Origin of the sequence: Chryseobacterium sp. RU33C (genome assembly GCF_900156015.1) — a bacterium.
Taxonomy (GTDB): domain Bacteria; phylum Bacteroidota; class Bacteroidia; order Flavobacteriales; family Weeksellaceae; genus Chryseobacterium; species Chryseobacterium candidae.
This window is the reverse complement of the sequence record NZ_FTMT01000001.1, coordinates 120,354-135,412: the sequence shown is the minus strand read 5'-3', so window position 1 is coordinate 135,412 and position 15,059 is coordinate 120,354. Positions and strand designations below refer to the sequence as shown.

Annotated in this window: 14 protein-coding genes; 7 read left to right on the top strand and 7 right to left on the bottom strand. The window is 37.1% G+C overall.

The window, feature by feature from the left end:
• Positions 1-17 precede the first annotated feature (17 nt).
• The 7 genes from BW946_RS00585 to BW946_RS00555 form a co-directional block, all read right to left on the bottom strand.
• Entirely contained in the window at positions 18-1,100 is a 1,083-nt protein-coding gene (locus BW946_RS00585; protein ID WP_076594318.1) for a M20 family metallo-hydrolase, read from the bottom strand.
• On the bottom strand, positions 1,075-1,869 hold the full coding sequence (argB, locus tag BW946_RS00580; protein WP_076594317.1) for an acetylglutamate kinase: 795 nt from the start codon (positions 1,867-1,869) through the stop codon (positions 1,075-1,077). Before argB ends, BW946_RS00585 begins: the two co-directional genes overlap by 26 nt.
• Positions 1,870-1,937: 68 nt before the next feature.
• The gene (locus tag BW946_RS00575) at positions 1,938-2,894 is read right to left on the bottom strand and encodes an N-acetylornithine carbamoyltransferase (protein ID WP_076594316.1); all 957 of its coding nucleotides are present in this window, start codon (positions 2,892-2,894) and stop codon (positions 1,938-1,940) included.
• Between the two features lie 275 nt (positions 2,895-3,169).
• Complete coding sequence (locus tag BW946_RS00570; RefSeq protein ID WP_076594315.1) at positions 3,170-4,309, bottom strand: aspartate aminotransferase family protein; 1,140 nt, start codon at positions 4,307-4,309, stop codon at positions 3,170-3,172.
• A 261-nt stretch (positions 4,310-4,570) separates the two neighbouring features.
• A complete protein-coding gene (gene argC / locus BW946_RS00565; protein ID WP_083688750.1) occupies positions 4,571-5,536 on the bottom strand; it encodes an N-acetyl-gamma-glutamyl-phosphate reductase in 966 nt (321 codons plus the stop codon).
• A 52-nt stretch (positions 5,537-5,588) separates the two neighbouring features.
• On the bottom strand, positions 5,589-6,785 hold the full coding sequence (gene argG / locus BW946_RS00560; RefSeq protein ID WP_076594313.1) for an argininosuccinate synthase: 1,197 nt from the start codon (positions 6,783-6,785) through the stop codon (positions 5,589-5,591).
• Entirely contained in the window at positions 6,757-7,422 is a 666-nt protein-coding gene (locus BW946_RS00555) for a GNAT family N-acetyltransferase (RefSeq protein WP_076594312.1), read from the bottom strand. The genes argG and BW946_RS00555 overlap by 29 nt, the downstream gene beginning before the upstream one ends.
• A 160-nt stretch (positions 7,423-7,582) precedes the next feature.
• Between BW946_RS00555 and BW946_RS00550 the strand changes: the two genes are divergently transcribed.
• The 7 genes from BW946_RS00550 to BW946_RS00520 all read left to right on the top strand — a co-directional run bounded on the left by BW946_RS00550 (position 7,583) and on the right by BW946_RS00520 (position 15,055).
• Positions 7,583-7,999: an IS1/IS1595 family N-terminal zinc-binding domain-containing protein gene (locus tag BW946_RS00550; RefSeq protein WP_076594311.1), complete on the top strand. Its 417-nt coding sequence runs from the start codon at positions 7,583-7,585 to the stop codon at positions 7,997-7,999.
• Positions 8,000-8,236: 237 nt separating this feature from the next.
• Positions 8,237-9,616, top strand: coding sequence for a porin (locus tag BW946_RS00545; RefSeq protein WP_076594310.1), 1,380 nt, complete (start codon positions 8,237-8,239; stop codon positions 9,614-9,616).
• A gap of 265 nt (positions 9,617-9,881) precedes the next feature.
• On the top strand, positions 9,882-11,462 hold the full coding sequence (locus BW946_RS00540) for an MFS transporter (protein ID WP_076594309.1): 1,581 nt from the start codon (positions 9,882-9,884) through the stop codon (positions 11,460-11,462).
• 43 nt (positions 11,463-11,505) lie between these two features.
• Positions 11,506-11,733, top strand: coding sequence for a DUF6814 family protein (locus BW946_RS00535; RefSeq protein WP_076594308.1), 228 nt, complete (start codon positions 11,506-11,508; stop codon positions 11,731-11,733).
• Positions 11,734-11,796: 63 nt separating this feature from the next.
• The gene (locus tag BW946_RS00530; protein WP_062670711.1) at positions 11,797-11,991 is read left to right on the top strand and encodes a hypothetical protein; all 195 of its coding nucleotides are present in this window, start codon (positions 11,797-11,799) and stop codon (positions 11,989-11,991) included.
• The gene (locus tag BW946_RS00525; protein WP_076594307.1) at positions 11,984-14,686 is read left to right on the top strand and encodes a sensor histidine kinase; all 2,703 of its coding nucleotides are present in this window, start codon (positions 11,984-11,986) and stop codon (positions 14,684-14,686) included. The genes BW946_RS00530 and BW946_RS00525 overlap by 8 nt, the downstream gene beginning before the upstream one ends.
• Positions 14,687-14,695: 9 nt before the next feature.
• Positions 14,696-15,055 (top strand): response regulator transcription factor, encoded by a 360-nt coding sequence (locus BW946_RS00520; RefSeq protein ID WP_076594306.1) that lies wholly within the window; start codon positions 14,696-14,698, stop codon positions 15,053-15,055.
• Positions 15,056-15,059: the final 4 nt, after the last annotated feature.

The window sequence follows — 15,059 nt, the reverse complement described above, 5'->3', positions numbered from 1 at the left end:
CTTCATTCTTCCTTTCTTTATAACACTTTTTCTAAGATTCTGATGTAAATTTCTATTCCTTCTTCTATTTCATGGATATAGATAAATTCATCTGCTGTATGAGAGCGCCTACTGTCTCCAGGGCCAATTTTCACTGATGTACAAGGAATAATTGCCTGATCTGAAGAGGTTGGTGAACCGTAAGTTGTCCTTCCGATTTCAACTCCTGCTTTTACGAATGGGTGATCCATTTCGATTTTTGAGGAATTCAGCCTGAATGATCTTGCCGTTAAAGTAGATTTCATCTGAGACTGGATGATATCAAATGCTTCCTGATTAGAATATTCGTCAGTTACCCTTACATCCAACGTGAAATTACAAGACTCCGGAACGACATTGTGCTGTACTCCTGCATGAATTCCTGATAAAGTAACTTTAACTTCGCCCAGATATTCTGAAACCTTTGGAAATTTAAAGTCTAAAATATTCTGCAGATCCTGCATACATTTTATAATTGAATTATCATCATTAGGATGAGCGGCATGAGAAGGAGTCCCTTTCATTTCTCCATCAATCACCAAAAGTCCTTTTTCTGCAATCGCCAGATTCATCTGCGTGGGTTCTCCTACAATGGCGAGTTCTACATTGGGTAGCTGCGGAAACAGAGCTTCAATTCCATTAAATCCTGAGATCTCCTCCTCTGCCGTCAAAGCAATAACTAAATTATATTTTAAATCCTCTTTATCATAAAAATGTAAAAAAACCTGTGCCATAGAAACCAGAGAAGCTCCGGCATCATTACTTCCCAATCCGAAAATCTTGCCGTCTTTTTCAACAGGAACAAACGGATCCAGCGTATACGCTTTATTGGGTTTTACCGTATCATGATGTGTATTCAGTAAAACGGAAGGCTTAAAAACATCAAAGTGTTTGTTCACCGCCCAGATATTGTTTTTAAAACGTTTGGCAGGAATCTGATGTTTTTTGAAAAAATTTTCAATTTCTACCGATGTATTAAACTCATCTTTACTGAATGAAGGAATCTCAATCAAATTTTTAAGCAATCCGACCGCATTATTCAACAGTTCTTCTTTATTATAAACAGATTTCAGTTCCTGCATGATGATTTTCTATATGGTTTTTCAATTCTGTTTCTTTGATCAGAAACACTTTCTCTACATTATTTTTTACAGCTCCAAGAGCATTTTCAAGTTTGGGTAAAATCCCTTTGTGAAGCTTTCCTTCTTCTTTTAATGTGGTGAAATCTTCCTCAGTTACACTTTTAATAACAGATTCAGGATCATTTACATCTTCTAAAACCCCTTCTTTATCAAAACAGTATAATAATTCAACTTCATATTTCTCCGAAAGAGCCTGCGCCATCACAGAAGCAATAGTATCTGCATTGGTATTGAAAAGATTTCCTTTTCTATCGTGGGTAATCGCAGAAAACACAGGAACAAGATTCAGCTTGATTAGTTTTGATACCAGTTTCCTGTTCACACTTTTCTTGGTGATATCCCCCACAAATCCAAAATCGATTTCAGGATGTTCTCTTTTCTTAGCTTTAATTAAATTTCCGTCTGCTCCGGAAAATCCTATGGCATTGCACTTTTTCTGCTGCAGCTTCTCTACAATATTTTTATTGATTACTCCCGCATATACCATCGTTACAATGTCCAGTGTCTCTTTATCCGTAATCCTTCTTCCGTTGATCATCTTTTGTTCGATCCCCAGTTTATCAGCCAGCGTTGTCGCCAGCTTTCCGCCGCCATGAACAAGGATTTTCTTTTCCTGGATTTCAGAAAATTGTTCTAAGAATTGGGTTAACAATTCCTCATCATCAATTAAAGCTCCTCCAATTTTTATGATGTATAACTTTTCTTTCATTGTAAACGTTTTGTGATTTTTACTCTTTTCTATCCTTGTCAAGGTTTTAAACCTTGACAAGGATTATTTTAAGCTTTTAATTCATCTAAAATTTCACTGAACACAGCCTGTGCGGAGAAAATACGGTTTTTTGCCTGCTGGTAAATGATAGAATGATCTCCATCCATCACTTCATCACTCAGTTCCACATTACGGCGAACCGGAAGACAGTGCATTACTTTTGCTTCATTGGTATGGGATAGTTTTTCTTTGGTCAGCATCCAATCCCCTTTCACTTCAGGCATTGCTGCATAGTCATCAAAAGATGACCAGTTTTTTACATAGATAAAATCTGCATCTTTCAACGCTTCATCCTGATCATGAATTACTTTCACATCTTTTGTGAAGTTTTTATCTAAATCATATCCCTCAGGATTTGTAATCACCAACTCAACATCCATTTCCTGCATCCATTCTGCGAAAGAATTTCCAACGGCATGAGCAATAGGTTTGATATGCGGTGCCCAGGTCAATACCACTTTGGGTTTATGGTCTTTTTTCCAGTTTTCTGTAATGGTGATACAGTCTGCTAAACTTTGCAGTGGATGGCGGGTAGCAGATTCCAATGAAATAACAGGTACTTTTGCATGCTTTTCAAACTGGCTTAAGATACTTTCATTCACATCATCTTCTTTGCTTTTCATTCCTGCAAAACAACGCACAGCGATGATATCACAATATTGGTTTAACACTTCAATCGCATCTTTGATATGTTCCACTGTATCACCGTTCATTACTGCTCCGTCTGCAAATTCAAGATTCCAGGCTTCTTGTGCTGCATTTAATGTCAAAACATTCAACCCTAAATTTTGAGCCGCAATCTGACTGCTCAGACGGGTTCTCAAACTTGAGTTTAAAAATACAAGTCCGATTGTTTTTCCCTTTCCTTTTTCTGTTTCGGTAAGAGGATCTGCTTTTATCTGTAAAGCTTTTTTTATGATTTCCTGTAAGTTTTCTACATCACTTACAGAGGTAAATTTTTTCATTTGGTATTTTCTATTTTTTTTCAATGGACATATGGAATATCCATTTCATTTTAAATTGATTTTAAAGATTTTGTTTACACATTTTTGAGAGTTTTAACGCAATAACGGAACGCTTTTCACTGATGTTTTTTCCGTTCGCAAGGACGTTTCACTCAGCAATTGACGGTTGTTTTGTCATTCTGAGATTCTTCACTCCACTTCGTTACATTCAGAATGACAGGTATTGTGTACTATTTTAAGTTTTTTAACCCTTTTGCAGCTTTGTTCTTCAACCCTTAGATATTTCCCAATACTGCTTTCAAAGCATTGATGAAAAGATCCGTTTCCTCTTTTTTGATATTGAGTGCAGGAAGAATCCTTAATACTGTTTTATCATTCGAGTTTCCTGTGAAAATATGATGATCAAACAATAAGCTTTTCCTTATTTCCGAACAGTCTCTGTCGAGTTCTATTCCGATCATCAATCCTTTCCTTCGGATGGATGTAATATGTGGTAAATCTTTAATTTCATTTTCAATATATTCGCCCATCTTCTGAGCGTTTTCGATAAGATTTTCATCTTTCATCACGTCCAGCACAGCAATTGAAGCAGCGCAGGCAAGATGATTTCCTCCGAATGTAGTTCCCAGCAAACCATTGCTCGCCTGAAACTTAGGATGAATCAAAACTCCACCAACAGGAAATCCGTTCCCCATTCCTTTTGCAGTCGTAATAATATCCGCTTCTACACCAAATTTCTGATGGGCAAAGAAATATCCGCTTCTTCCATATCCGGACTGCACTTCATCCAAAATAAGAACAGCATCATATTTTTCACACAATTCTTTGATTTTGGATAAAAATTCCGGTGTTGGAATCATAATTCCGCCTACTCCCTGAATTCCTTCAATGATAACGGAAGAGATTTCACTTCCAAACTTCTCAAAGGTTTCTTCAAGCTGTTGTACATCATTCCATTCTGATCTGATGAATCTTTCTGAAAAGTTAACAGGAGCTACAATTTTAGGATTATCAGTCACTGAAACCGCAGCTGAAGTTCTTCCATGGAATGAACCAGAGAAATAAAGCACCTTGCTTTTCCCGTTATGGAATGAAGCCAGCTTCAATGCATTTTCATTGGCTTCCGCCCCAGAATTACATAAAAAAAGATTGTAATCTTCATATCCTGAAAGTTTTCCAAGCTTTTCTGCCAGTTCAATCTGTAATTCATTCTGAACAGAATTAGAATAAAAGGAAATTTTTTCCAGCTGATCTTTCAGCTTATTCTGATAATGCGGGTGGTTATGCCCGATAGAAATCACAGCATGACCTCCGTAAAAATCAAGATATTGTTCCCCTTTATCATCCCAAAGAAATGATCCCTGAGCTTTTACCGGATTGATGTTGAATAATGGATATACGTTGAATAAATTCATTTTTTGTTTTTTTATCTTTCTTTTGTCTTGAAACAAAAGAAACAAAAGTTCAAGACCTGGAAACTTCCGCTAAAAATTAGTTCTATTCTCTAAAAATTCTAAAACTTGTGCGAAATCCAAATTGGTTCTTCGGTTCTTTATTTTCCTCGCACTTCGAACAGTAGAATTTTCTTAACGTTCATAGAATTAATTTTCTTAACGCTCCATTTTCCTAAGTCGGATTTACTTCTTGTTTAAAATTCTCAATTATTTATTGTCAATTTAGAAGGCTATTGGCTTCAAATTCAGTCCTGCATTTTCATCCCAGTTCATGGCCAGATTCATATTCTGTACCGCCTGTCCTGAAGCACCTTTTAACAAATTGTCAATCGCTGAGTGAATAACGACAACATTCCCACTCTTTTCGATCTGAATCACACAGCGATTGGTATTGACAACCTGCTTTAAATCAACCGCCTTCCTGTTTACGGTAACAAAAGGCTCCTCTGCATAAAAATCCTGATATAATTTTTCTATTTCCGCCAGCTCCCAATCTGTCTTCATGGTGGAACTTGTAAAAATTCCTCTTGCAAAATCTCCTCTCCATGGAACAAAATTCAGGTTTACTTCTTTATTGTTGAATGAAATCAGCTGCTGCAAAATCTCATCGACATGCTGATGAGTTAATGTTTTATAAGCTGAAACATTATCATTTCTCCAAGTAAAATGAGTGGTTGCCTGCAAAGACTGTCCGGCTCCTGTAGAACCTGTAATCCCTGTAGTAAAGACTTCATGTAACATTCCTTTTTCTGCTAATGGCAGCAAAGCCAATTGAATCGCCGTTGCAAAACATCCTGGATTGGCAATACTTTTCGCACCCGTCAGTTGTTTTTTATTGATTTCCGGCAATCCGTAGATAAAATCTCTGTTTCCGAAACTTCCTTCTAAACGGAAATCGTTTCCGAGATCAACCACCAGCGTTTCATCTTTGACAGGATTCTGAGTTAACCAGTTTTGACTTTCTTTATGCGGAAGACACAGAAAAAGAATATCTACATCTTCAGGTTTATCAGTCAAAACCATTTCACAAACCGTCGTTAAATCCGGGTACAGATCTGAAATTTTTGTTCCCGAATTCGAACGGCTATATAAAAAACTCAATGTCACATGGGGATGAAAAGCCAGTAAGCGTATCAGCTCACTTCCTGTATAACCGTTGGCACCAATGATTCCTACTGTTTTCTTCATTTTGATTCTGACAGCATTTTGTTCTGTCTTTCATTACATCGTCCCTTCGGAACTAGTTGATATTTTGATTAATCTGATGGTATATATTTAAAGAGTTGCTGACAATTTTTGTATATCCTTTTACGTCATCTCCCGTCCATGCTCTGTTCGCTTCTCCATAGCTTCCGAATTTGTCGGACATCAGATCATGATCAGATTCAATTCCGTTAAGAATAAATCTGTATGGATGAAGGGTTACAAATACCTTCCCCGTTACTGTTTTCTGAGAATCTACCAAGAAAGACTCAATATTTCTCATCACAGGATCTAAGAAAAGTGCTTCATGAAGCCAGTTTCCGTACCAGTCGGATAACTGCGACTTCATCATTTGCTGATATTTTGAAAGCGTATGTTTTTCTAATAAATGATGTGCTTTGATGATCACGGATGCTGCAGCTGCTTCAAATCCCACTCGTCCTTTAATCCCAACAATAGTGTCTCCCACATGGATATCACGGCCAATTCCATACGCTGAAGCTAATTCTTCTATTTTTTGAATGGCATATACAGAATGTTCAAAGCTTTTTCCGTTCACTCCTACCACTTCTCCGTTTTTAAACTCAATCTCAAGTTCTGAAGGCTGAGTTTCTTTGATTTGAGACGGAAAAGCTTCTTCCGGAAGGTAATTTCTTGACGTTAAAGTTTCCTTTCCTCCTACAGAAGTTCCCCAAAGCCCTTTATTTACGGAATACTGAGCCTTCTGGAATTCCATGTCATAGCCGTGATCTTTTAAAAACTCAATTTCTTCTTCACGGGACAAAGCCATATCACGAATGGGCGTAATGATTTCAATATCCGGACACATCACCTGGAAAATCAAGTCAAAACGAACCTGATCATTTCCCGCTCCTGTACTTCCGTGAGCAATAGCATCTGCCTGTACTTCAATGGCGTATTTTGCAATTTCCTGTGCCTGAATAGTACGCTCAGCACTTACAGATAAAGGATAAGTATTATTTTTTAACACATTCCCGAAAATCAAATACTTCACACATGAATTGTAGTAATCTTCCTGAGCGTCTACGCACCTGTATTCCTTTACTCCAAGGTTTAAGGCTTTTCTCTCCAACTCTTTTTCCTCTTCTTTTGAAAAACCTCCGGTATTTACAGTAACGGCATACACATCATACCCTAGTGTTTCACTAAGATACTTAGCACAGTAGGAAGTATCCAAACCTCCGCTAAACGCTAAGATGACTTTCTTTTTCATCTGGACTCTTTTTATTTTTATTAATGGTCACATGGAATTTATCAAAATCTTTCTGAATCATCCCATCATATTTATTTTCAGGCAGATTATTCACTACCTCCTCTTTTTTTTTATCGTTTTCCGGAACAAACAGCATCGCTGTACACAAACAGTTTTTGCGTTCCTTCATCATTAAAATTTCATAGTTCACACAGTTCTTGCATCCGTTCCAGAATTCTTCATCCTGAGTCAGTTCAGAATAGATCACTGGTTTATATCCCAAATCACTATTAATTTTCATCACTGCCAAACCTGTTGTTAATCCAAATACTTTCGCATCCGGATATTTGTCTCTAGATAACTGGAAAACTTTCTGCTTGATCTGAGTTGCCACTCCCCCGTTCCTGAATTTCGGTGACACAATCAGCCCCGAATTAGCCACAAACTTCCCATGTGACCAGGTCTCTATATAACAGAAACCTACCCACTCACCGTTTTCAGTGGCTACCACAGCATTGCCCTCTGAAATCTTCTTACTCAAATATTCTATAGAACGTTTTGCGATACCCGTTCCTCTACGCTGTGCAGAATCGTACATTTCCTGCTGTATTTCACTCACATACATTAGATGTTCGCATGAGGAAATTTCTATTTCCATTTATTTATCTAAATTTTTTGGCAAATTTAAAATATAATTTCTTTTAAATCCAAATAAAAAAGATATTTTTTTTGTTTTAAAATTTTAAACAGGTAAAATTATCTTTATTGAAAAATATACATTTGCTAATTTATTATATATTTGCTAAAATAATATAGTTATGGAAAATACCTGCCCAAAATGTAAGAGTATCAAAGTAGTTAAAAGCGGCATCATTAATGAAAAACAGCGCTTTCACTGCAAAGACTGTCATTATTATTTTACCGTTAAAAAACTGGGAAAACAAATTGACGATTACTATGTCACCAAAGCGCTTCAGCTCTATCTGGAGGGCCTAAGCTACCGTGAAATTGAAAGAATTATCGGCGTTTCACACGTTACCATAAGTTCATGGATCAAAAAGTACAATATCACAAGACCTCCTCATTCTGAATTCCATCCTGTTTATAAAATATTAAAGCAAAACGAACTCATTGAATATATCGCGCAGGAAGAAAACATTAAAAACTCAGGAATTATCATTACCCAATTCGCAGATAAGTATATGCTGATTAAATGGGAGCGGTTTAAGAAGTAAGCGTAGTGCATGAGGCGAGGTTTCGGATTACAGGATGCGAAATACAAGGTACAAGATTTAATATAACATTAAATATCAATCACTTGAATCATTTATATTAAAACTCCACAGCCTGAAGTCCGAAAGTTTGGAAAATAATAACTATACTATTACCACTAATATATATTAAATTTTCATAAATAAATTATTAATTACAATTTGGTATTCACAAAAAACAACGCCAAAAATTGATAATTTATGAAGAAATTACTTACATTCATTGGATTAGCTTTAATCAGCAGTTCCGTATACTCACAAGGTTCTCCTGATTATGGCAGTGGCTTAAAACTCAACCTCAACCCCAACGGTGATAAATTCGTCAGATTTATTTTATGGGACCAGTTTTGGGTAAGAAATACTTCCATGAACCCCGGAACTATGGTAGGCGGTGAACCCACCGATAATTCATGGAGTCTGGGAAACAGAAGATTACGTGCTTTAGCCTATGCACAGATCTCAAAAAGATATATGATTCTACTCCATTTCGGTATTAATAATCAGACTTTTATTAATGGCGGCGCTTCAGGTACTTCAGGCACAGGAGGTTATGGCAACGGAAAGAAAACGCAGCTATTTTTTCATGATGCCTGGAATGAATACGCAGTTATTTTACCTGGAGAAGCAGGAAAATTCAGTTTATCTTTAGGGGCAGGGCTTCATTATTACATGGGACTTTCCCGAATGACTATGGCATCCACGCTTAATTTCCTTACATTAGATTCTCCTGTTTTTTCATGGCCTTTAATCGATAACTCAGATCAGTTTGCAAGACAGCTCGGAATGTTTGCTAAAGGAAAGTATGGAAAACTGGAATATCGTTTCAGCTTAAACAAACCCTTCGCTACAGATCTTATTCCTATGAATGTAACAGATCCTGCAAAAGCCGTGGCAGTGGACAATAACGGAAATCCCAGTTTCTCAAAAGCGGGATATGTTGAGTATCAATTTCTGGATGAAGAGTCCAATACCCTTCCTTTTAAAGTAGGATCTTACCTTGGAACAAAAAAAGTATTCAACGTAGGTGCCGGCTTTTATCATCAGGCTGACGGAACAAGAACTTCTGTCAATTCAAACATTGAAAAGCATGATATCACTCTTTTTGCAGTAGATGCTTTTGCGGATATTCCTTTGGGCGAAGCAAAAAACAAAATGGCCGTTTCTGCCTATGCCGGATATTATAATTACAATTTCGGACCGAATTATGTAAGAAATCTGGGAACGATGAACATCGGAGCATCAGATCCTAATTTCATCGGCAATAAAGCCATTGCGGGACCGGGAAATCTACAGCCAACCATCGGGACAGGTAATATTATCTACGCACAGGCTGGTTTGCTATTACCAAGCCAGGCAGAAAAGCCAAAAATCAGAATACAGCCTTTCGCGGCTTATACGCACAAAAGTTTTGAGGCTTTTGATAAATCTTCATCCCAGTTTGATGTCGGAGCCAACTGGTTTATAGATGGGCATCATGCTAAAATAACAACACAATATTCAACAAGACCGGTTTATACGAACCCTACGGAAAGCCCTTCTTCAAAAGGAGAATTTATCGTACAGTTTCAAATCTATTTGTAAGACTTAAACCATTAAGAATAATAAAGATTGTAAGATGAATTAGGGATACATTCCCAAAATTCAAATAATTTGACTCTTGTCATTCTGACGAAGGAAGAATCTTACTAACAACCAGTCACACATGAGATTCTTCATTACATTTCATTTCATTCAGAATGACACTTTTGAAATAGCCCCAAAGCATTAAACTTAATTATTTAAAGCCCTTAATGGTTAAAAAAATCAAATTAACATCCTATTCTACTAACATCAAAAACTAATCAATATGAGCGAAAATCATCACGAAAGCTACGAAAATATGACCGACAGGCAGAAAAACCGCACCATCTGGAGCGTGATCACTGCCTCATCACTCGGAACATTAATAGAATGGTACGACTTTTACATCTTCGGGAGTTTAGCCGTTGTTTTAGCGACCAAATTTTTCCCTGCGGATAATCCTACCGCAGCATTTTTATCCACCCTGGCTACTTTTGCCGCCGGATTTGTGGTAAGACCTTTCGGAGCATTATTTTTCGGAAGACTGGGAGATCTTATCGGAAGAAAATATACTTTCCTGGTTACATTACTGATTATGGGATTTTCCACTTTCCTGATCGGATGTATTCCAAGCTATGAAACTATTGGATTTCTGGCACCGGTTTTAGTTTTAATTTTAAGATTACTTCAGGGGCTTGCTTTAGGAGGTGAATACGGAGGTGCGGCTACGTATGTAGCAGAATATGCCCAACCTCACCGAAGAGGTTACTGGACCTCATGGATCCAGACTACAGCAACAGCCGGACTTTTCATTTCATTAATCGTTATTCTGATCACCAAAACAACTCTTTCGGCAGAAGAATTTGATACCTGGGGATGGAGAGTTCCTTTCTGGATTTCCATTTTAATGGTGGCTGTATCCTACATTATCAGAAAGAATATGAAAGAATCTCCTCTTTTTGCTAAGGCTAAAAGTGAAGGTAAAACTTCCAAAAACCCTTTAAAAGAAAGTTTCGGAAATAAATACAATTTCAAGTTTGTACTATTGGCTTTATTCGGGGCTGCCATGGGACAAGGGGTGATCTGGTATACAGGTCAGTTCTATGCAATGAGTTTCCTTCAAAAAGTTATGAATGTAGAATCTGCACAGGTAGATTCACTCATGGCTACCGCTTTGTTTTTAGGAACTCCTTTCTTTGTATTCTTCGGGTGGCTTTCTGATAAAATCGGAAGAAAAGCTGTAATGATGACCGGAATGCTGATCGCTATTTTAGCTTACAGACCTATTTACGACAGCATGTTTAAAAGTGTAAACCTTGAAAATAAAACAGTTGCTGCGAATGGAATTACAGAAAAAAGAACGGCAAAGATCCACAACGATATCGCAACAGACAGTTTAATAACTTTTCACAAAGAAACTCTTTATACAGATGGAACTTTAATTAAAAAAGACAGCATCGTTCACTGGTCTCCCTCAGGAGTTGTTATGAAAGACGGAAAACCTGAAGAAGCCAAAGTTTCTCAAAGTTTACAATTAAGTGACGACACCAAATGGTATCTGGTATTCCTTGTATTCATTCAAGTGATCTTTGTGACAATGGTTTACGGGCCTATCGCTGCTTTCCTTGTTGAAATGTTCCCTGTGAGAATCCGTTATACCTCAATGTCATTACCTTATCACATCGGAAACGGAGTATTTGGAGGACTTCTTCCGGCAGTGGCTACTTATCTGGTGACTACAGGAAAAGAAGCGGGCCACGAGACATGGTATCTGGAAGGACTCTGGTACCCGATTGGAGTTGCAGGAGTATGTTTGATTATCGGATTATTTTATCTTAAAAATAAGAACAACAATCTTCACGATTAAGCACTGAATCACTCAAATTTTTATTAATTTTAAAACTACTAAAATGAACGGACTAAAAAAAATATTAGGCATTCTCTGGATCGCTATTGCGGTGATTGTAGGCTATTTCGGAATTACGGTATTGGGAATCCCTAAAATCGCATCCGGAAAACAGGAAGATCTGGTTTTTGGGATCATCATTCTCTTTGTACTGATGCCGATTATCTCAGGCGGAATGGCTATTTTCGGATATTATGCCTTAAAAGGAGAATATTCCGACCATAAAATTTAAAAGCAAAAAACAGATAATTGATGAATGCAGTCATTCATCAATTATCTTTTATCAAAATCATTTATGAAAAAAAGACACGAACAAAAACTTATCATACTGAGCGTAGGGCTCATGATTGCTTTCAGCATTCCTATTTCACTTCTTTTCAACAGTGACAGGGAAGTTTTGGGCTATCCAATGATCCTTATTTACCTTTTCGTGGTCTGGATGATTTCCATTGTGATTTCTTTTGTAATTGTAAAAAGACATGATGAATAGTTTCGCATTATTTTTTGTCGTTCTGTTTTATCTGGCTCTCCTTTTCTTAGTTGCTCATTTAGCAGAGAAGAAAAGAAGTAAATTATGGATCAATAATCCATATATCTACGCTCTGTCCCTTGCTGTATATTGTACTGCCTGGACGTATTATGGAAGTATTGGCGTGGCAGCTACAAGCGGACTAAACTATCTTCCGATTTATATTGGTCCTATTATGATAATTCCGGCATGGATTTACATCAATACCCGGATTGTAAGGATTTCCAGAGTCAATAAAATAAGCAGCCTTGCCGATTTCATTTCATTAAGATACGGCAACAGCAGAAGCCTGAGTGCTATCATCACTATAGTCTGTCTTCTGGCGATCGTTCCTTATATCGGGCTGCAGATTAAAGCTATTTCTGAAACCTTTCACTTAGTGACAGAAACTCCGATGTCGAAGGATATCCTGACTGATAACGCAACTTTCGTTGTGGTTTTAATCGCCTTATTTTCTTCTTATTACGGAACACGATATGTAGATGCTTCTGAAAAGCGGCTTGGAATTATCTCGGCAATTGCTCTGGAAAGCTTTTTAAAACTGTTTTTTATTATTATTCTCGGATTTTTTGTCATTTATTATGTCTTTGACGGATTCTCAGATATCTATGAGAAAGCCAGTAAGTTTGAGGATTTTAAAGAAAAAAACACCTTCAATGGCATTGAAGGTGCGATGAACTGGATGGTTCTTTGTATGATTTCTGCCACAGCAATCTGCATTTTGCCAAGACAGTTCCACACCGCCATTGTTGAGAACAGACAGGAAAAACATATCAGAACAGCCATTTGGTTTTTTCCGCTTTATCTTTTAATCTTCACTATATTTATTTTCCCGATTGCGTGGGGAGGAAGATTAATTTTTGACGGACAGAAAGTAAATCCCGAATTCTACTCTATTCTGATTCCACAGCATTTTGACAATACTTTAATTACTGTGTTTGTTTTTCTTGGCGGATTGAGCTCATGTATTTCCATGATTATTATTTCTGCTATTACTCTATCCATAATGCTTTCCAACAATCTCATCATTCCATACGGATTACTGGGAAAATTAAAATCTGAAAATGAAGAAAAAAATACCAGAAGCATTACCAATATCAGAAAGTTCAGCATTTTTGCACTGATCATCATGGCTTTTGCCTTCTATAAATATTTCATCCTGAAAACATCACTGGATTCGGTAGGATTAATCTCATTTGTAGTGATTGCACAATTGGCACCTGCATTTTTCGGAGCTTTATTCTGGAGAAGAGGAAGTTATAAAGGTGCTGTTGCAGGACTTTTAGCCGGATTGGCCATCTGTTATTTCGGGCTCATTATTCCCCAGTATTATTTTTCGTACAATCAGGAATTCAAAGGAGTCCTCAGGGAAATGTATAATGCTTTTGGTTTTTTCACCATTCCTTTTTTGGGAAGGATTCCACAGATCTTTTTCTGGTCGATGCTGGTGAACACAAGCTTATTTACAATCGTATCTGTAAGCTCCAAAGGAAATTACCGCGAAAGAAACTTTGCAGAGCTGTATGTAGATATAGACAAGTATATTCAGAATCACGAAAATGCTTTCATCTGGCGCGGAACGGCTTATATTTCGGATATCCAGAACATTCTGGAACGTTTCTTAGGCAAAAATAAAACGGAACAGGCACTAAGAATTTTCAATTTAAAATATAATATTGATTCCAAAACGGAAACTGCTGATTCAAGGTTTATCAAATTCTCAGAAAATCTTTTGGCCGGAAGAATTGGTACTGCCTCCGCAAAAATATTGATAGAAGGGGTAACCAAGGAAGATAAAATATCGTTGAAAGAAGTTTTGAATATCCTTGAAGAATCACAGGAAAATATCAGCTTAAATAAAAAGCTTACCGAACAGTCTGAAGAACTGCAGAAACTTTCTGATGATCTGAGAACAGCCAATGAAAGCCTGATCATCAAAGACCGTCAAAAAGACGACTTTCTGGACTCTGTTGCCCACGAGCTGAGAACTCCGATTACAGCCATCCGTTCTGCGGGAGAAATTTTAGCCGATGATGATGATATTCCTTTTGACATCAAACAGGAGTTTCTGAACAACATCATCACAGAATCCGACAGATTAAGTGAAATCATCAATGACATTCTTTATCTGGACAAATTACAGCATGGTGAAATCTCTTTACATATCCAGGAAAACAATATTGTTGAAACATATAAAAAAGCCTTAAATCCCCTTCTTCATCTTATACAGCAGAAAAACATTCATTTAAGTGAAGTTAATCTTCTGAATCAGTTTATATTTGAATATGATGAAGCGAGAATGATACAACTGTTTCAGAATATCTGGGGGAATGCCTTAAAATTCACAGAAGAACAAGGAACAATTCAAACCAAATTATTTAAAAAAGAGGATCAGCTGACCATCTCCATTTTCAATACCGGAAAGCATATTCCGGAAGAGGATCTGGAAATGATTTTTGACAAGTTTTATCAATCAAAAAATCAGAATATTTTAAAGCCTACCGGAAGCGGACTGGGATTGGCCATTTCCAAAAAAATTGTAGAGGCACACGGAGGAAGAATAAAAGCAGAAAACAGCGGACTGGGCGTAACTTTCACCATCAGCATTCCCGAAAAAACGAAAAAAGAAATTACCAATGAAGTTGAACACCATTAAAACCTTCTTATGAAAAAGATAATCATTGCGGATGACGAACACAAAATATTAATGTCGTTAGAATACAGCTTTAAGAAAAACGGATATGACGTCTATATTGCCCGTGACGGAACAGAAGTCCTTGAATTCCTGAAAACAATGATACCGGACGTGATTCTTCTCGATATTATGATGCCCAACCTCGATGGTTACAGCACTTTAGATCTTATTAAACAGGAAGAAAAACTGAAAGACACCAAAGTGATCTTTCTGAGTGCAAAAAATAATCCCAGAGATATAGAAAAAGGACTGGAAATGGGTGCGGATGCCTATGTCACAAAACCATACTCTATTAAGAAACTGATGCAGCAGATTGAGGAAATGTTTTAAGAGA